The organism is Anaerobutyricum soehngenii (genome assembly GCF_009697165.1).
In the GTDB taxonomy this organism is placed as follows: Bacteria; Bacillota; Clostridia; order Lachnospirales; family Lachnospiraceae; genus Anaerobutyricum; species Anaerobutyricum soehngenii.
This window is the reverse complement of sequence record NZ_VULP01000019.1, coordinates 22972-42512: the sequence shown is the minus strand read 5'-3', so window position 1 is coordinate 42512 and position 19541 is coordinate 22972. Positions and strand designations below refer to the sequence as shown.

General features: G+C 35.5%; 16 protein-coding genes. 11 read left to right on the top strand and 5 right to left on the bottom strand.

Annotated elements, in window-relative coordinates; translation table 11 throughout:
- The first annotated feature begins 6 nt into the window (after positions 1-6).
- The 10 genes from FYJ25_RS09610 (at position 7) to hisA (ending at position 11932) form a co-directional block, all read left to right on the top strand.
- Positions 7-1752, top strand: coding sequence for a serine/threonine protein kinase (locus FYJ25_RS09610; protein ID WP_154581187.1), 1746 nt, complete (start codon positions 7-9; stop codon positions 1750-1752).
- Positions 1706-5431, top strand: coding sequence for an Ig-like domain repeat protein (locus tag FYJ25_RS09605; protein WP_154581186.1), 3726 nt, complete (start codon positions 1706-1708; stop codon positions 5429-5431). Before FYJ25_RS09610 ends, FYJ25_RS09605 begins: the two co-directional genes overlap by 47 nt.
- Before the next feature lie 108 nt (positions 5432-5539).
- The gene (locus tag FYJ25_RS09600; protein ID WP_021907032.1) at positions 5540-5725 is read left to right on the top strand and encodes a DUF951 domain-containing protein; all 186 of its coding nucleotides are present in this window, start codon (positions 5540-5542) and stop codon (positions 5723-5725) included.
- 196 nt (positions 5726-5921) lie between these two features.
- A complete protein-coding gene (gene rpsF / locus FYJ25_RS09595; protein WP_005344024.1) occupies positions 5922-6209 on the top strand; it encodes a 30S ribosomal protein S6 in 288 nt (95 codons plus the stop codon).
- 17 nt (positions 6210-6226) lie between these two features.
- Positions 6227-6715 carry a single-stranded DNA-binding protein gene (locus tag FYJ25_RS09590; RefSeq protein WP_147608835.1) on the top strand — a complete coding sequence of 163 codons (489 nt, stop codon included), beginning with the start codon at positions 6227-6229 and terminating at the stop codon, positions 6713-6715.
- 28 nt (positions 6716-6743) lie between these two features.
- Positions 6744-7004, top strand: a complete 261-nt coding sequence (gene rpsR / locus FYJ25_RS09585; protein WP_005344029.1) for a 30S ribosomal protein S18 — start codon at positions 6744-6746, stop codon at positions 7002-7004.
- A gap of 271 nt (positions 7005-7275) precedes the next feature.
- Positions 7276-8109, top strand: coding sequence for a M48 family metallopeptidase (locus tag FYJ25_RS09580; RefSeq protein ID WP_154581185.1), 834 nt, complete (start codon positions 7276-7278; stop codon positions 8107-8109).
- Between the two features lie 465 nt (positions 8110-8574).
- The gene (mutY, locus tag FYJ25_RS09575; protein WP_330578328.1) at positions 8575-10143 is read left to right on the top strand and encodes an A/G-specific adenine glycosylase; all 1569 of its coding nucleotides are present in this window, start codon (positions 8575-8577) and stop codon (positions 10141-10143) included.
- An 87-nt stretch (positions 10144-10230) separates the two neighbouring features.
- A complete protein-coding gene (locus tag FYJ25_RS09570; protein ID WP_154581184.1) occupies positions 10231-11040 on the top strand; it encodes an MBL fold metallo-hydrolase in 810 nt (269 codons plus the stop codon).
- 115 nt (positions 11041-11155) lie between these two features.
- Positions 11156-11932: a phosphoribosylformimino-5-aminoimidazole carboxamide ribotide isomerase gene (gene hisA / locus FYJ25_RS09565; RefSeq protein WP_147608839.1), complete on the top strand. Its 777-nt coding sequence runs from the start codon at positions 11156-11158 to the stop codon at positions 11930-11932.
- Between the two features lie 261 nt (positions 11933-12193).
- Here hisA and FYJ25_RS09560 read toward each other — a convergent pair whose 3' ends face one another.
- The 5 genes from FYJ25_RS09560 to FYJ25_RS09540 form a co-directional block, all read right to left on the bottom strand.
- Positions 12194-13246: a cobalt-precorrin 5A hydrolase gene (locus tag FYJ25_RS09560; RefSeq protein WP_154581183.1), complete on the bottom strand. Its 1053-nt coding sequence runs from the start codon at positions 13244-13246 to the stop codon at positions 12194-12196.
- Positions 13247-13325: 79 nt separating this feature from the next.
- Positions 13326-13817, bottom strand: coding sequence for a prolyl-tRNA synthetase associated domain-containing protein (locus FYJ25_RS09555; RefSeq protein WP_096238967.1), 492 nt, complete (start codon positions 13815-13817; stop codon positions 13326-13328).
- Positions 13818-13861: 44 nt separating this feature from the next.
- Positions 13862-14554, bottom strand: a complete 693-nt coding sequence (pnuC, locus tag FYJ25_RS09550; protein ID WP_096238968.1) for a nicotinamide riboside transporter PnuC — start codon at positions 14552-14554, stop codon at positions 13862-13864.
- Entirely contained in the window at positions 14544-15071 is a 528-nt protein-coding gene (locus FYJ25_RS09545; RefSeq protein WP_154581182.1) for a nitroreductase, read from the bottom strand. The genes pnuC and FYJ25_RS09545 overlap by 11 nt, the downstream gene beginning before the upstream one ends.
- Positions 15072-15741: 670 nt before the next feature.
- Positions 15742-16611 (bottom strand): AraC family transcriptional regulator, encoded by an 870-nt coding sequence (locus FYJ25_RS09540; RefSeq protein ID WP_154581181.1) that lies wholly within the window; start codon positions 16609-16611, stop codon positions 15742-15744.
- Between the two features lie 371 nt (positions 16612-16982).
- Here FYJ25_RS09540 and FYJ25_RS09535 point away from each other — a divergent pair, with 371 nt between their 5' ends.
- Entirely contained in the window at positions 16983-19235 is a 2253-nt protein-coding gene (locus FYJ25_RS09535; protein WP_154581180.1) for a glycogen/starch/alpha-glucan phosphorylase, read from the top strand.
- The last annotated feature ends 306 nt before the right edge of the window (positions 19236-19541 follow it).

Genomic DNA, 19541 nt, shown 5'->3' with positions numbered 1-19541 from the left:
TTATAAATGCTGAAATTGGGATCTGTATTAGATGGTAAATATAAAATAATATCTGTAATTGGACAGGGAGGGATGAGTACAGTATATCTGGCAAGACACCAACGGTTAAATAAGGAATGGGCAGTAAAAGAAATAAGCAGAGAATATTGTGAAAACTATGAAATGATAAGCAGACAATTAGTATTAGAAGCAGATATTCTAAAAAAATTAAATCATCCGGGTTTACCAAAGATTATTGATATCATAGAAAAAAAGGATGTTATCTGGATGGTCATGGAATTTATTGAAGGGAAGACATTAAAAGAAGTTCTGAAAGAAAGAGGAAGGATTCAGGAAACGGAAGTATTATCCTGGGGAAAACAGCTATGTGAGGTGCTATCTTATCTGCATTCCAGAACTCCGCCGATTATTTATCGTGATTTAAAGCCAGATAATATCATATTAAAAAAAACAGGAAGACTGGTGCTGATTGATTTTGGAACAGCACGTGAATATTGTTATGAAAAGAATAGTATAGATACGACATATTTAGGAACCAGAGGATATGCGGCACCGGAGCAGTACGGAGGAATGGGGCAGACGGATGAGAGGACGGATATTTACTGTCTGGGAGTTACTTTATATAGTATGCTGACTGGTTACAGTCCGGAAAAACCGCCTTATAAAATTTATCATCAACAATATTGGGGAGAGAATATATCCTGTGAGATAAAAGAAGTTATTTTAAAATGTATACAATTAGAACCGGATATGCGGTATCAGAATTGTAAAGAGCTTTCTTATGCGTTTTCACAAGTAGATTATAAGAATCATAATTTTTTAAAAACAGAAAAGAGGAAAGTAAAAAAATTAATAGTCTTTATTGTATTATTACAAATATCAGGTATGTTTAGTTTAGGATGTAAGGGGGCAGCTCATTTTTATAAAGAAAAAGCAATTGCTGTTTATATAGAATCCGCGGAGAAAAGTATAGATAAGAAAAAAGCAGAACAATATTATAAACAGGCATTGCTTCTTATACCAGATGAAAAAGCAATTTATCAAAGCCTGGTAAAATATTTTATTCATCCGAACAATTTTAGTGTAGAAGACGCTTCAATTTTGACAAGCGTTGTAATGACCACCTGTAAGGAAAAGACCGTATTAGATATTTTTAAGGAAAATAAACGAGAAGGATATATGGAATTTTGCTATGAGGTAGGACTGGGATATTTCTATGATATGGGCGGTGTTACAGGAAAATCTGCATCAGAAAAATGGTTTTGTGATGTAGTTGATCTATTGGATGATGGAAAAAAGAAAAAGACTTTTGATGAAGGTAAAAAAAAGAGGGTAATAGCTTATGCAAATATAGCAAAATATTACAACACTTTTCTGATTAATGGAGTTGATAAGAGTGGAGAACGGGAAAATAAGGATTTTCTAGATTTTTATAATGAGTTATGTATATTAAATCAATTTAAAATTACGGAAAGGAGTTCAACTTCGGATATTTCTGCTGCATATTTGATTTCTAAAGAAGTTGCGATAGAAATGGCGAATTATGCAGATGAATTTTTAAGGATGAAAGAGATAAACAGAGAAATGTTAAAAAAACAATTGATAAAGATAAACGGAAGAATGCGATATTTTGAAAAGGCAAAGAAAAACGGGAAAGAATTAGAGAATCTTTTACAAGATGCTCAAAGAAGAGTAGAGATGGCTGATGGATTTAAGTATGAGGGGGATGAAGGAGATGAGGGAGGAACTTAATGCAGATCTATTAAGAAGAATTGCGTACCTGACAAAAGGACAATTAATGGGGGAGATATTATTTTATATTTTTTTGCTTAGCAGTATAGTTTATTTGATAGTGGGAAAAGTATATAAATCAATAGTTTGTATAAAAGAGTTCAGAAAGAAAAAAAGTATTTGGGTACTTCCGTTTATTTTATTGGGAATCGCAGGATTAGTATGGAATACTTACGGATGTCAGGTAAAGGCGGCATCGATGCTGGAGAACGAAGATACGGCAGAGAATCATGCGATATATGCTGAAACAGGAAAGGAGGGGACGGAAAGTGAAGAGTTTATTACAGATAATTCAGCGCCGAAATTAACTGTTAATTATGAAGGTGTTTTGAATATTATGGATAAAGATTCTGCAATATGGAATATAAACGAAATACTGCATAACAATGAAGGAAAAGTGACGTCTTCACAAAATCAGATTTTTTGTGGAAAGGAGAATGGAATTTCTATATGTATAGAAGAGGATAATATTGTACCCGAAGATATTGAAATAAAATTATATCGTATGTCATACGGAAGAAAAGGACAGTGGGAACAAGAAGAAGTATCGGAGTCAGATATAAATAAAAAAATAATAAGATTAAAAGAAAATCAACAACCCCAAGGAATATTTTTCTATGCTATTAAAAATCTTGAAGACGGACATTATAGAGTTAAGATACATTGTACGGATAAAGCAGGAAATGTAATGGAAGCAGAAAGAAATAGTGAGACAGATAAATGTATAGATGATGGATGGTATGAAAGTCCGATATATACAGTAGATACCGTTTCACCGATTATAACAGAGGTGTTTTGCGATCAATATCCGGTAAGAAAAAAAGAAGACCGACAGTACTTTAAAAATGCTCCTGAAATTATTATTCGTATACAGGAAGAGAATTTTAATAAAGCTAATTTTTCAGTAGATGGGAAGATGTTTTATGCAGATGGAAAGAGTATGGAAAAAGAATGGAGAACACTAAAAGAGCAAGCAGATCATCTACAGTGGAAATCTTATTATAAAGATGGGATAAGGATGAATGAAGCAAGGATGAAAGTAGCTATAGAAGCAAATTATACTATACTGTTTCAAAGTACAGATGGAGCGGTTCATAAGGGAAATCAAAAAGAACTGAAAATTACATATGATGCAAAAAAACCGGAGATTATTTATACAGGGCAGAATAATCAAAAGGAACAGTTGGTTTTTAGACCAGAGATACAGAAAGAGGAAAAGAATTTTTTTACATTTCGCAGATATCCATTTTTCCGATATTTTAGTATAAAACGCATATGTGCATCTATTCAGGTAAGAGATGAAGTCAGTGGAGTTGAAAACTTGAATTATATGTTTGTACCATATGGAAGTGATGATGGCAGAGAAGAATGGTCTGTTTTGAAGAATGAAGGAGAAAAGCAGAATCTATCAGAGCTGACAACAATCGTGTTACCTGCGCAGCAAAATTTTAAAGGCTATTTAAAAGTTTATGGACAAGATTATAGTGGAAATATCGGAGAAATTGTAAAAAGTAAAGGAATGGTTTCTGAAGATGAACAATTACATGAACAAGCAAGTAAAATCTCTTTAAAAATACCGGAAGCAGTTTTTACGGATGAGAAAGAAAAGCTAAATTATTATAATAAAGCGGTTCTCGTTGAAGCGGTCTTTGAGGATGAACAGTCGGGGATTTGTAAAACCAGTCTGAGTGGAAAAGTAAACGATAAGGAAATGCATGAGGGTAGCAGCATAGTGGTTTGGGATGCTGAGGATACAGTATATAGAAGAAGACAGCGGCTTACATTAGAAGAGAAAAGCTTTAGATATTCAGATTCTGATCATCCAATAATAATTCAAGGAAGCATGACAGATAATGCAGGACATGTAAGTGAGGAGGTTTTGGAACAGGGAATCATTATTGACACTGAAAAGCCAGTTATAAAGGTAGAGTATGATAGAAATAATCAAACAGAGTATTATAATACAGAAAGAAAAGCAAGAGTAATAGTTAAAGAGCGGAACTTTAGATCTGAGTTGGTGAAGTGGGATATAAAGGGAAGTAATCAGGAATATCATATGGGTGAATGGAAAACGACAGAAGATATACATACATGCGAGATATATTTTGATAAAGATGGAGAAGATTATGCAATTAATCTTTCTGTGACAGATAGGGCAGGGAATAAGTCGGAATGGAAAGACAGGGAGTATTTTACGATTGATAAAACGCTTCCGGAAGTTTCTATTGCTATAGAGAATAATACGGATTATGAAAAAGAAAATCAGCTTTTATATTTTAACACAGATAAAACAGTGGTATTTTGCATAAAAGATAAAAATTTTGATGAACATAAGGTTGAATATGATATAAGAGCAATAAAAGCAGCGAATAAGAGGAAACTGATAGATGCAGACAATACAGAATCTTATGTCATAAATGGAGAAAAGCATTATAAGTATCTGACTTTAAAAGAGGAGGCTCACTATTACATTCAGATGCGATGTACAGATAAAGCCGGAAATGAATCTGAAAAAAAGAAAATAGAGTTTATAATAGACAAGACAGTTCCAAATATTACGATAAAAGGAGTCAAGAATGAAGAAGTATATGAAGACAGAGTAATAATGCCTGAGGTAATATGTGAAGATAAATATCTGAATGCGGATTCTGTAAAGGTGTATTTATTAAAAGCAAGTGGTGAACCGGTTTCGAAAGAAGACTGGAATTATGAAAGAACAGAGGATAAAAGGAAGGTACAGATTCAATGGGAGAATTTAAGACAAAATAAGTCAAAAGACGGTATTTATCAATTGTTTATTAAGGCGAATGATAAAGCAGGAAATAAAATAAAGGATAATTATAAGGTTGTTTTTCGAGTAAATCGTTGGGGTGCAGATTTTATTTTGAATCATAAGATAAAAGAGAGTATAGATGGACATTACTTAAGAGAAGAACCCAATATTATATTAAAAGAACGATGTGTAAAACAGACAAAATCAAGAGTGATAATTTTAAAAGATAATGAAGAAAGAAGAACTTTGAAAGGAGAATATGTAAAAGAGAGTATAATCGCAGATGAAAAATCAGAAAAATACGGATGGTATGAGAAAAGCTATAATATAAAAAAAGAGAATTTTGCAGAAGAGGGAGAATATCTCGTTACAATTCAGGAAGATTCTAAGGAGAAGAAAATACATTTTGTTATAGATAAAACGCCACCAACAGTTCATATTAGTAATTTAGAAAAAGATATTTATGAGGAAGAAGAACATAACTTTACAATCGGTATAATGGATAATTATGCCTTTGAAAGAATGGAATTATATGTAGAGAAAAGTACGATACCTTTGCATAAGAAAAAGGTGCAGAAATTTATTATAAAGCCGGAAGATTTAGATAAAAATCATATGGTGAATCAGAAGATTACAGAAGATACAGCGTATCAAACGATACATTATATTGCATGGGATAAAGCAGGAAATAAGCTGGATTCTAATGATAATGGAGATACAAGGAAGTGTCTTGTAACTACGAATAAGCCTGTAAAAGAATATTATAAAAATAATCCTAAATCACAGATAATAATGGGGATAGTAATAGCTGCTACCGTATTTACAAGTGGGTGCATAGCCTTTTACAATAGAAAAAAGCATAGATAATAATATAGATAAAAATATAGGTAAAAATACGGGAAGGGAAGCCTTTGACGTGAAAAAATTTTTCTGCTATAGTGAACTTAATTATGGAAAACAGGAGTACAAAAGCATATGGATTTTAAAGTGGGAGAAGTTATCAAAATGAAAAAGAAGCATCCTTGCGGTGCGAATGAATGGAAGTTACTTAGAGTTGGAATGGATTTTCGGCTGCAATGTATGAAGTGCGGAAGAGAAGTAATGGTTCCGAGAAAGCTTGTAGAAAAGAATTTTCGAGGATATATCAGCCAGGATGTTTAATATGTCTAATCTGTCTGATGGTAAAAATGAATAAAAAAAGAGCAATATCAGAAGAAATTTTGTACAGTAAAATTTTGAAATGAAACTTGAGTTTGTAAAGGTTCTGTGATATAATGGACAACTGTAATGTGTAAAAATCCTTGTTCTCTTAAGTATTTAAGAGAGCCAGAAAGACCAAAAGGAGGTGCAAATGACCATGAATAAGTATGAATTAGCTCTGGTTATTAATGCAAAAATCGAAGATGACGCTAGAACAGATGCCATTGAAAAGATTAAAGCTTTAATCGAAAAATTTGGCGGAGAGATTACTAACGTTGATGAATGGGGTAAGAAGAAATTAGCTTACGAAATTCAGAAGATGAGAGAAGGATATTACTATTTCATCCAATTCGATGCATCAGCTGAGTGTCCAGCAGAGATTGAACGTCGTGTTCGTATCATGGAACCAGTTATGAGATACTTATGCGTTAAACAGGATGCATAACGAATAGGAGGAATTCCATGAATAAAGTAGTTTTGATGGGACGTTTAACCAGAAACCCGGATGTTAGATATTCTCAGGGTGAGAAGGCAACGTGCGTAGCAAGATATACTTTGGCCGTAAACAGAAGATTCCGCAGAGATGGTGAACAGGATGCAGATTTTATCAACTGTGTTGCTTTTGGCAGACAGGGAGAATTTGCTGAGAAGTACTTGAAACAGGGTACAAAGATTGTCATTTCCGGAAGAATTCAGACAGGTAGTTATACCAATCGTGACGGTGTTAAGGTTTATACAACAGATGTTGTTGTTGAAGAACAGGATTTTGCAGAGAGTAAGGCAGCTGCATCCAGCTACACAGGTGGATATCAGCAGCAGGGAGGATATGCGAATGCTCCAGAGCCACAGGCTGCACCTGCACCAACAAGCCGTCCAGCCCCAAGTGAGGCAGTGAGCGATGGATTTATGACAATTCCGGAAGGAATTGAAGAAGAACTGCCTTTTATTTAGAGTTAAGGAATTTTAGGAGGTAATATCAATGGCATATAGCAAAGATCGTGGCGATGCTCCAATGAGAAGAAGAGGTGGCCGCAGAAGAAAGAAAGTCTGCATTTTCTGTGCAGATAAAAATGCAGTAATCGATTATAAAGATGTAAATAAATTAAAAAGATACGTATCTGAAAGAGGTAAGATCTTACCTAGAAGAATCACAGGAAACTGTGCAAAACATCAGCGTGCTCTTACAGTAGCGATCAAGAGAGCAAGACACGTATCCTTAATGCCTTATACAGTAGAATAAGATACTGCCAACAGGCGTGACAGATAAAATAAAAAGTCCAGACCATAACAAATATAAAATATTTGTTTGGGTCTGGGCTTTTTATTTTTTATTCAAGTCGAGCCACCGCGAGACTTGGCGCGTGATTCTGGTCAGCGTAAGCTGAGATAAATTACAAAAACATTAAAAGATTTATATTTTGGTTAAAGTAGTTGAAAGAGATAAAAAAACGCGCTATACTATTAAATAACAGGAAAAATATTTGTAGTTGTCGGAAGAAAGGGGGAGTCTCGTGTCTAAAATTAGAATTCATCAGGACTCAGGAGATTTATATGTAAATGTTATCAGTGTGAATTCAAGATATGTAGACTTCATCATTCACAATGATCTATCTATAGATATGAAGGTTCCGGTCGGAATGAGTCGAGAGATGATTGAGAGATATGTTCGTCTGAATGAGACGATTATTTTTCAGGAGTATGAGAAGAAGAAAGTCCGAAATCATCAGATGCTTCCAATTACACTTGATTTAGAAGAAGGAAGAATAGTTTATAGAGCAGGTTTGTATCTTCCGTTTCTTGGGAAGACGGATGTTCTTCTGAGAATAAAGTATCTGTCGGATTTTGACAGAGAAGAGACGAAGATTTATATGGAAGATAAGAAGGAACAGGGAAAACATTTGATTATTAAGACGGATAATGATAGTCAGGAGTTTTTAAGATATTGTATAGTTCGTTATTATAAAAAGTGTGCAGCGGTTATTGTTAAGAAAAAAGTGGAAGAGTTTGCTGCGAAGATGGGGCTTGAGTATAATCAGGTGATGATAACTGGTCAGAATCGGCAGTCGGCACTACGAAGACCAAGACTTTCTTATCAGAATATCGAAATTAAAAATCAGCTGACTTTATGGGGAAGCTGTAACAGGAAGCATAATCTTAAGTTTGACTGGAAGCTGGCGATGCTCCCGATGGAAATTATAGAATATATTATTGTACATGAGTTGACACATTTAAAGGTTATGAACCATTCGGGTAAGTTCTGGAATGAGATGGAAAAAGTTATGCCTGAATATAGAGAATGTCGTACCTGGCTTGAAAAGCATGGGAAAGAGTATGAGATTTTTTAACAAGGTATATCTGTAGAGAATAAAAAGTGCTATAAAAGAAGAAAATAAAGTATAGAGGTACGGAAATAAAAGAGGATAAGGAAGGATAAAGAAGAATACAGAGGATTATAGAAAAATAGATAAAATACATAAGAATAGATAAAGGTAGATCAAGAGAGATTAGGATAGAAAAGGAACTGTTGCAATCAGATGATTTTATATAGAATATAGATTTCTTAATGAAAAGTTATTTCTGTATTTTATGTAAAGAATCTTGATGCGATAGTTCTTTTTCTGTTTTTTGATTGCAAATTATATCAGATGTGAGATGCTCCCATCTCTGTAGATGGCGAGCAACAAATCAGTATCAGTGGAGCATTCTTGAATGTATAAGCTACATAATAGATATATGAGATTCGAGTTTTGTGGTATACTAACGAAGGTAAGATTATGTGTTGTTGATAGAGAAAAGGAAAATATTTTATTATGAAACTAGATGAGACAAAGAGACAAAAGATTGTACATCCGATACCGCCTCTTTATGATAAAGATTCAAAGATTTTGATATTGGGAAGTTTTCCATCGGTAAAATCCAGAGAAGAGGCATTTTTTTACGGGCATCCTCAGAATCGTTTCTGGAAGCTTTTGGCAGGTATTTTTTCTGAGAATAAACCGGAAACGATAGAGGAGAAAAGAGAATTTCTTCATAAAAATCATATAGCTGTATGGGATGTTATCCACAGTTGTGATATTATTGGTTCATCGGATAGCAGTATTCGTAATGTGGTTCCGAATGATTTATCTGAAATATTAGAGAATGCAGATATTAAACAAATATTTTGTAATGGTGCAAAGTCGTATGAGTACTATAGAAAGTATCAGGAGAAGGAAACGGGTAGAAAGGCGGTAAAGCTGCCTTCAACCAGTCCGGCTAATGCAGCTTTTTCTGTAGAGAAACTTACAAGAGCGTGGAAGGAAATTTGTGTTCCGTTACAGGTAGCACCGACAGGAATTGGCGAGGTTTTACTGGATTGGTATGATTATAATGCAAGAATTTTACCATGGAGAAGTGAGCCAACGCCATATCATGTGTGGATTTCAGAGATTATGCTGCAACAGACTAGAGTAGAAGCGGTGAAAAAATATTATGACCGTTGGATGGAAGTGTTGCCGGATGTGAAGGCATTATCTGAAGTTCCAGATGAAGAACTTATGAAGTTGTGGGAAGGGCTTGGTTATTATAATCGAGCAAGAAATTTAAAGGCTGCTGCACTCCAGGTGATGCAGGAGTTTGATGGGGAAATTCCGGCAGATTATTCAAAACTATTATCTCTTAAAGGTGTAGGAGAATATACAGCAGGTGCGATTGCATCGATTGCATTTGGAATTCCGGAACCGGCAGTAGATGGGAACGCCCTTCGGATTTTTTCAAGGATTCTTGCTGAAGATGGTGAAATGAATAAAGCTTCGGTTAAAAAGAAAATAAGTCAGGAAGTGCGACGGGTATTGCCGAAGGAACGTCCGGGAGACTTTAATCAGGCATTGATGGATTTAGGTTCTTCGATTTGTATTCCAAATGGAGAACCATTTTGTGAGAATTGCCCATGGGAGGCTGTCTGTCAGGCGCATAAATATGGACGGGAAACTGATTTTCCGGTGAAGGCGAAAAAGAAAAAGAGAAAAATTGAAAAAAAGGCTGTATTCTTAATAGAAGTATCTGATAAGATTATTTTACACAAAAGGCCAGAGAAAGGGCTTTTAAGTGGATTATGGGAATTGCCTAATGTTGATGGCGAGCTTACTGCAAAAGAGTTATCTGAACAGATGAAAAAATGGGGAATCGGAGATTATATGATAGAGCCATTGGGTGAAGGAAAACATATTTTTTCTCATGTTGAATGGCAGATGAGAGGATATCGGCTTCAAATGAGAGATGTTTCAGAGAAACTTTTAGAAAAGGAAGAATGGATTGCCGTATCAAGAGAAGATTTAGAAGAAAAATATGCAATTCCGTCAGCATTTGAATGTTATCGGAAACAAATTTATCGGGGATAGATTTATTCAATAAAAGTTCACTCGCTAAAAGGTAGAAAAACATAAAATAAATAAGAAATAAAAATAGAGTTATAGAAAGGAAACATTATGGAGAAATTAATCGTACTTGGAACAGGAAATGCATCCGTTACAAAATGTTATAATACCTGCTCTATTATTCAGAACAAAAAGGGAAGATACTTTATGATAGATGCCGGAGGTGGGAATGGTATACTTACTCAGCTTGAAAAAATGAATATTCCGGTTACAGAGATTCATGATATTTTCCTTACGCATGAACATACGGATCATCTTTTGGGAATGATCTGGATGATTCGTGTAATTGGTCAGGCAATTCAAAAGGGAAAATATGAAGGAAACTGTACGATTTATTGTCATGATGGCCTGGTAAATGTACTTAAAACTATTTGTGAGCTGACATTGGTTAAAAAGATTACGAAGCTAATAGGAGACAGAATTATTCTTTGTCCGGTACAGGATGGAGAAGAAAAACAGATTTTAGATTATAAAGTCAAGTTTTTCGATATAAGATCTACAAAAGCAAGGCAGTTTGGCTTTGTGACAACTTTAAATAATGGAAAGCGTTTGACATTTTGCGGTGATGAGCCATATCAGGAGCATTGTTTTGAATATGCATACCAGACAGATTACTTTCTACATGAAGCTTTTTGCTTAGATAAAGAAAAGGATGAATTTAAGCCATATGAAAAACATCATGGTACGGTAAAAGACAGCGCAGAACTGGCGCAGAAGTTAGAAGTAAAGAATCTGTTATTATGGCATACGGAAGATAAAAATATTCGAAAGAGAAAATCTCTTTATAAAAAAGAAGCCAGAAAATATTATAAAGGAAATGTCTATGTACCATATGACAGAGAAATGATTGAGTTAAAATAATTTTTCTGGAAATGCAGATAAAAGAATTGCTCATTAGAAATATGTCATGCGTTGCATCAACGTATCTTGCGATAAGAATGTTTCAGCATTCTTGAAAAAATGAAAGGGACAGTTTATGAAATTCAGACCATGTATCGATATACATAATGGAAAAGTGAAACAGATTGTCGGTGGCAGCCTTTTAGATAAGGGAGATTATGCAAAAGATAACTTCGTTTCAGAAAAAGATGGAGATTTTTATGCCGGATTATACAAAGATGCCGGATTAAAAGGGGGGCATATTATTCTTTTAAATCCGGCAGGAAGCCAATATTATGAGGAAGATGTCAGACAAGCCTGTCTGGCGCTTTCGGCTTATCCGGGAGGACTTCAAATCGGAGGTGGGATGACAGCGGATAATGCGGCATTTTTTCTGGAAAAAGGAGCATCCCACATCATCGTGACTTCCTATGTTTTTAAAGATGGAAAGATTAATTATGAAAACCTTAAAAAAATTGTCGCAGTAACTGGAAAAGAACATCTTGTTCTTGACTTAAGCTGTCGAAAGAAAGGTGAAGATTATTATATCGTCACAGACCGTTGGCAGAAGTTTACCGATGTGAAACTTACAGAAAATGTATTATCTGAACTTGCAGAGTATTGTGATGAATTTCTTGTACATGCAGTAGATGTAGAAGGAAAAGCAGGTGGAATCGAAGAAGATATCGCTGCATTACTTGGCAATTGGGATGGAATCCCGGTAACCTACGCAGGAGGAGTAAGTTCCTTTGAAGATTTAAGAAAGTTAAAAGAACTTGGGAAAAATAAAGTGGATGTAACCATTGGAAGTGCACTCGACTTATTTGGAGGGAAGATGCCGTTCTCCAAAGTGTTAGAAGAGATTAAATACTAATTTGTGAGGCGAAAGAGACGAAAATAAAAATAATAGACCATCGCAACTGTAAAGATATCGCTGCGTAGAAAATGCCTGTTTGGCATTTTTACTTGCTCCCACATTACATTTGCGATGGTCTATTATTTTTATTTTCTGTGCTTTGGTTCCACAAGGAATGTATTCAATAATCTTTGGGAGAAAGAGGGGAGGACAAATACAGCGACTACAGAGCAGATGGATAGGGCATTGTTTCTTTTTTCGTCTGTTTTAAATCTACAATCAAGAGCGTGCTTTTGATAGAGCAATTGTGATTCCCTTATACTTTGCTTTATCTTTAAGTATTTCTCCTTTGCCGGATGCCAGATAAGAACAGGCTGTGGAAACAGATAAGACACCCGTCTGGCTGGCAACGAATTCGGATGTCTGAATACCGAGCTGACTGATATCCAGATTTTCGATTTCTTCGGTAGGTATAATCTGTAATGGTACATTTAAATTTGCGGCGGTTCCAATAATTCCGGGTTCATCGGATTTCAGTGGGATGGTTGCAATACATTTTAGAGAAAGAGGGTGAATTCCCTCTTCTTTTAATGTCTGTAAAAGTGCCTCCTCAATCGGTTTTTGTTCCATGTTTCTCTTGCAGCCAATGCCGGCACAGATAGTGCGTGGGCGAAGATAGAGAACTGGAGCTGCCTGTGGAACCGTGGAGTTGGACACAAAAAGTCTTTCATCAATTACCACAGCTGGAATGTTGGATTCAATAGTATAGGTTTTGAAAAACTCGGAGAGAGGTAAAATAGCAATCATTCCCCGTTTCTGCTCTTTGGCTAATTCCGGATAAAGTTCCGCAGCATTTTTATCGGTAAAGACGTTTACTTTTTTCTCGGAAAGTAACGCACCGCTGATATGTTTTAACTGTCCGATGTTCTCAATTGCCATATCATGCTTTTTTGCGAAAGTGTCAAAAGAAAGTTCGCCCGCTACATCGGTTGCGGTAGTGATGACAGCTTCGCCACCGGAAATGACAGCCATTTCACGAGCGAGGTCGTTCGCTCCTCCAAGATGTCCGGAAAGGAGACTGATGGCATATTTTCCTTTCTGATCTAAAACGACAACCGCCGGGTCACTCGTCTTATGTACAATTAGCGGGGCAAGAATACGCACAACGATTCCTGTTGCCATGATGCAGATAAGTGAATCGTATTTGCCAAAGCCTGCTTGCAGATTTTCTTTAAAATTTTCTTTATTATAAATATCACCGGGATGAGCGGCAGCCAGTTTGTGAGCAAGTCTTCCGCCTTCATCGGTGAGGTAAAAATAAGCGGTGTTCATAAATAAATCCTTTCGTTTGCTATAAATATACCCCCACTACGGTTTGGCAATGGGGGTAACTATTATACAATAGTTGTTGTTAATCTAAAGATACCAGTGTCACATCATGCTCATGTTCTTCGAGAATACGGATTAAGTCTTCTGTTTTCAGCCATACAGTAGCAGTATTATCATTTGGATGAACTCCGACAAGACCCGGTTCTTCAAGAAAATGCTTATCGAGATAAAAATGTACTTTCTTTTCCGTATCATTTAAGATGCCAAGAGGTGTTACAGCACCAGGGATAAGCCCCATAATGTCCATAAGATTTTCTTCAGAAGCAAAACTTAGAGGACGGGTTCCATTGGCTTTACGAAATTCTTTTAAATTGACACGCTTGTCTCCACGAACAGTGATAAGATAAAAGTTTTTCTTTTTATCATCGCGTACGAAAAGATTCTTTGCATCGGCCTCCGGATATGGAATATCAACTTCTGCAAGTTCCGCCATGTTATAAACTGCTTTATGCTCTGTAATCTCGTGCCAGATATTATTTTCTTTTAAATACTTATAAATGTCCTGTTTATTCATAATAGAGAATCCTCCTGCTCAATTTTTATATATTAGTGTTTTTTCTATTGTATTAGAGCGTGTTCTAACTCTCTCTTTTTCCAGCTCACAAATCCGTACATATCATTTAAAAGAAAAATTGCAAAATTTACTACAACAGGGATGTAGGCAGGGTTTTCAAGTGAGGCAAGCACCCAGAGTACAATTAACACGATATCGTTTGCGGCATATCCCATAGCGTAGTATGAAGAACGCAGCATAGTAAGTGATGCTGCAACAAAACTTGTTACAATAGACAAGGTACTGAATATAATATTTGGTGTATCCAGCCACATAAGGATATAATAAAAAATACTCGTAACGATAATTGTGCTGATAATTAATCCAATGATATGTTTTTTATTTAATGTTTGAATTGCTACTTCGTTTTCATTTTCTTCGGATGGGTTTTGAAGCCATGTGATCGCTGACCAGACAGCCATCGGCAGAGTCATTCCAAGATAGGTGATCATTTCTCCCCAGTAGTGGAAACGGAAAGAAATGATACCATATAAAATGCAGAAAACAATCATCAGAAACTGTGCCCAGACACTTCCCTTTGCAGCAAAAATCAGTGAAGTGACACCGAGGAGTGCCGAGATTAATGTAAGCAAATCTAAATCATTCGTTGCAAGATTTGAAATGATTACAGCAGCGAGGGAGGCAAGCCAGAGCAGCCATTCCTTTTTTGTCAATGTTTTTAATGGGTTACTTAACATAGAAAACACGATTTTCTTTTCTTGCTGGAGCAGCAGGATACTCTCCATCAACATAACCTAACGCGCAGTGGCCGATTCCCTCATATTCCCCTTCAATGCCTAAAGATTTCAGGAAATCTTTACCCCAATCAGATTCAAATTCTTCTTTAGCGCGGTGAATCCAACAGCTTCCGATTCCAAGTTCATGAGCTGCAAGCATAAGGTTGCCCATTACAAGACTGCCATCATATACATAGGTTGGACGGCTCTTTTTAGCAAGAACAATTAACATGGCAGGCGCACCGTAAAATGGGTCAAAACCTTCTTTCCAACCACCAATATCGCAGTTCATTTTAGAAATTTCATCACGTAATTCTTTCTTAGTAACCTGAATGATAATAGGAGACTGCTCGCCCATTCCGCTTGCAGCATAAAGCCCTGCTTCAATAATCTGATCTAAAACTTCCTGCGGAACCATATCCGATTTAAATTTACGGATACTTCTTCTTGTTTTCATTTTATTTAATACGTCACTCATAATTTTCCTCCTTAAAAATTTATATTCATAGAGTTCTTTATATCTTTCCAGTAAAAATGTTACCCTACAATTATAATCGGACATTTACCGTAACGCAACAGGATTTTACTATTTAATTCATTTGGGGGAAACAGACGAAAATAAAAAGAATAGACCATAACAAATGTAAAGATATCACTGCGTAGAAAATGCCTTTTCGGCATTTTTACTTGCTCTCACATTACATTTGTTATGGTCTATTCTTTTTATTTTCTGTGTTTTGGCTCCAGAAGGAATGAATTCAATAGTCTTGGGAGGAGAGAAGGGGGGAGAAGTCAGGAGTCTACTGCTTACTCTCTTCGCTATGCTGAAGCTTTTTTCAAGTTTCACTGATGATAAGATGATACTGCAAGCTATCGCTGTACATGATATATTTATTATTATGTTGTCGCAATATATTATTTTTCTTGACGTATGTCATGTGTTATATGATGCACATCTCGTAGCAAGATAATTCGAGCAAGCAGTAGTCTTCTGCTTTCTCCCCCTTCTGGAGCCAAAACACAGAAAAAAGAAATACTACCATATCCCAGATGCGGCTTCGGAGCGTGTTTAAGATGCGGATGAGCATCTTAAACACAGCGACTACAGAGCAGATGGGATATGGTAGTATTTCTTTTTTCGTCTGTCTTTAACATCGATACTTTCTTGGCGAAACGCCATATTTCTTTTTGAAGCATCTGTTAAAGTAAGAAATATTATTAAATCCGGTAGCAATTGCAATATCCAAAATAGTATCAGTTGTTGTGGTAAGCAACTCGGCGGCAATTTCCAGGCGATAATCGTTAAGGTACTGAATGAAGCTTACCCCCATAGTTTCTTTGAAAAATTTCATAAAGTAGGACTTGCTGTAGAAGCAATAATTTGCGATGTCTTCAATCGCAATATTTTCCTGAAAATTGTCGGAGATATAGGATAATATCGTCTTTATTTTTTGGAGAGATTTTTGGTTGATTGGTTTGATTTTATTTTGCCCGCAATTTGAAACCAGAGTATATAGTATCTGGAATAAATATGCTTTGACAGATAGCTGGTAAGCATAGGGGCGTAAATCACACAGGTGATCGATTTCGTTGATGGCGGTGATGACTGGAGGATAATATGGAGTCTGGTTATTGATTACCGGGCAGATATGAAGGCTGCCTGAAAAAAGTGGCTGAATGAATTTATCATTGCATAAGTCGTAACCAGATGATTTTAAGAGACTGGATTTGAACAGGATATTTTCATATTCCATAATCTCATTGTCTTTTTGGCTGATGGAATGAAGCTGTCCGGGGAGGACAAAGATAATGTCTCCGGCACTGACAGAATAGGTGGTTAAGTCTACACTGACAATACCGATTCCTTTTTTTATAACAATAATTTCGACTTCATCGTGCCAGTGAAGGTTTACCGACTGAAAGTCTAGGGGAATGGAACATAAGTAAGTATTGTATGGGAAATCGTCTGGAGTATGTGTTTTATTTTCGTGATATAATTTGTATTGAAGTTTATCCATATATATTCCTGTAGCGAATTTATCCATTAAATGTATATGTTAAATTCATGCGTTAAATTTACGTATTAAATCCAAAGATAAATTCGAGAATTTCCTTTCTTAAATATATGTAATATGTATGCAGGAGCGTTTGGTATCATATATGTTTTATCTCAGTCGAGAAGACTTCCACCTCTTTCAGGTGGTGAGTGACTGCTCGACTTGAAATTTGTAATACTAAATTACATATCGACAAATCTGAATATTAAAAAAGATAGTATCGTGCAAAAATATAAGACTGTACTGCAATAAATTAAGTTCTGACAGTATTATAATATAATCACAGTATAAATGCACGAGAAACATTATTTTTTCAAGGGAGGTATTACAATATGAAACTTTCAGAATTTGTAAAAACAGAGTATGGTAAATCAATTTCAGAGTGTACAAATGAGGAGCTTTATTATGCATTGCTTACATTAACAAAGAAAATGGCTTCTGGTAAGCAGCATGGTAATTCTAAGAAAAAATTATATTATATATCCGCAGAATTCCTAATCGGAAAGTTATTATCTAATAATCTTATCAATCTTGGAATTTATGACGAGGTAAAGGAAGAGCTTGCACAGAATGGAAAAAATATTTGTGAGATCGAAGAGTTTGAAAAGGAGCCGTCTCTTGGTAACGGAGGACTTGGACGATTAGCAGCATGCTTTATTGATTCTATCGCGACTTTAGGATTAAACGGCGATGGTGTTGGATTGAATTATCATTTTGGATTGTTTAGACAGGTTTTTGAAAATAATATGCAGACAACAGTGCCAGATCCATGGCTTACAGAGAAAAGCTGGCTTACAAAAACGGATGTGACATATGACATTAAGTTTAAAGGGATGACAGTGAAATCAAGAATGTATGATATCGATGTTATTGGATATAATAATACGTCAAATAAGTTACATTTATTTGATATAGAGAGTGTGGATGAAAGTATTGTAGAGGATGGAATTAATTTTAATAAGGAAGATATTAAAAAGAATCTTACTCTTTTCCTTTATCCAGATGACAGTGATGAGGCAGGTCGTATTCTTAGAATTTATCAGCAGTATTTTATGGTTTCTAGTGCGGCACAGTTGATTCTTGATGAATGTGTTGCGAAGGGTTGCAACTTACATGACCTTTCGGATTATGTGGTAATTCAGATTAATGATACGCATCCGACAATGGTTATTCCAGAGCTTATCCGTCTGCTTGTGGAGAGAGGTCTTGAGATGGATGAAGCGATTGAAGCGGTAACAAAGAGCTGTGCTTACACAAATCATACAATACTTGCAGAAGCGTTGGAAAAATGGCCGATTTATTACCTGAAAAAAGCAGTGCCACAGCTTATGCCAATCATCGAAGTTTTAGATGATAAAGTAAGAAGAAAATATCATAATCAGGCAGTATATATTATTGACGGAGAAGAAAGAGTACATATGGCTCATATTGATATTCATTATTCTTCTAGCGTTAATGGAGTGGCATCTTTACATACAGAGATTCTTAAAAACAATGAGCTGCATCATTTTTATGAAATTTATCCGGAGAAGTTTAATAATAAGACAAATGGTATTACTTTTAGAAGATGGCTGTTGCACTGCAATCCACAGTTGACAGAACTTATCACTTCTCTTATCGGGGATGGATTTAAAAAAGATGCAATGCAGTTAGAAAAGCTGTTAGATTATAAAAATGATGAAAAAGTATTAAAACAGATTCTTGAGATAAAGTCTGCTAAGAAAATGGAATTAAAGAAGGCATTGATGGAAAGACAGAATGTTACGATTAATGAAAATTCTATTTTTGATATTCAGATTAAGCGACTGCATGAGTACAAGAGACAGCAGTTGAATGCGTTGTATGTTATTCATAAATATTTGGAGATTAAGGCAGGAAAGAAACCATCTACACCGATAACCGTTATTTTTGGAGCGAAGGCAGCGCCGGCATACATAATCGCTCAGGATATCATTCATCTTATCCTCTGTCTGCAGCAGCTTATTGATAATGATCCGGAAGTAAGTCCGTATCTTAATGTTGTGATGGTGGAAAATTATAATGTAACATGGGCAGAAAAATTAATTCCAGCCTGCGATATTTCAGAACAGATTTCTCTTGCCTCTAAAGAAGCAAGTGGTACAGGTAATATGAAGTTTATGCTTAACGGTGCGCTTACATTAGGAACAGAAGATGGAGCGAATGTTGAGATTCATGAACTCGTAGGTGATGATAATATTTATATTTTTGGAGATTCCAGTGATACGGTTGTTGAAAGATACGCGCAGGGAAGCTATCATGCGGCAAAATATTATAATGAAAATGCGGCGATCAAAGAAGCTGTAGACTTCATAACAGGAGAAGAATTAAAAGCAATTGGCGATAAAGACAGATTAGAGAGATTATTTAATGAACTTGTTTCTAAAGACTGGTTTATGACCTTCCCTGATTTCGATGAGTATGTAAAGACAAGAGAGCAGGCATATGCTGACTATGAAAATAGAGAAGAATGGGTACAAAAGATGCTTGTGAATATTGCAAAAGCAGGATATTTCTCTTCTGATAGAACGATTGAAGAATACAACAGAGATATCTGGAAGTTATAGGATGAAATAAAAGTTTAAGTAATAAAGCGATTTGAATGGCAGTCTTTTAGAATTTAACTTCTTGGAAAACTATAGCCTTCTGGCATATTTTCATCCTATTAAATTGTGAATTTAGATTATACAGAAAAAAGAAAATATGATATATCCCAGATTCGTCTTCGGAGCGTGTTTAAGATGCGGATGAGCATTTTAAACATAGCGACTACAGAGCAGATGGAATATATCATGTTTTCTTTTTTCGTCTATACTAAATCAGCAAAACAGGAATTTTTCATACTACTTGTAAAATTCCACACAAATAATAAT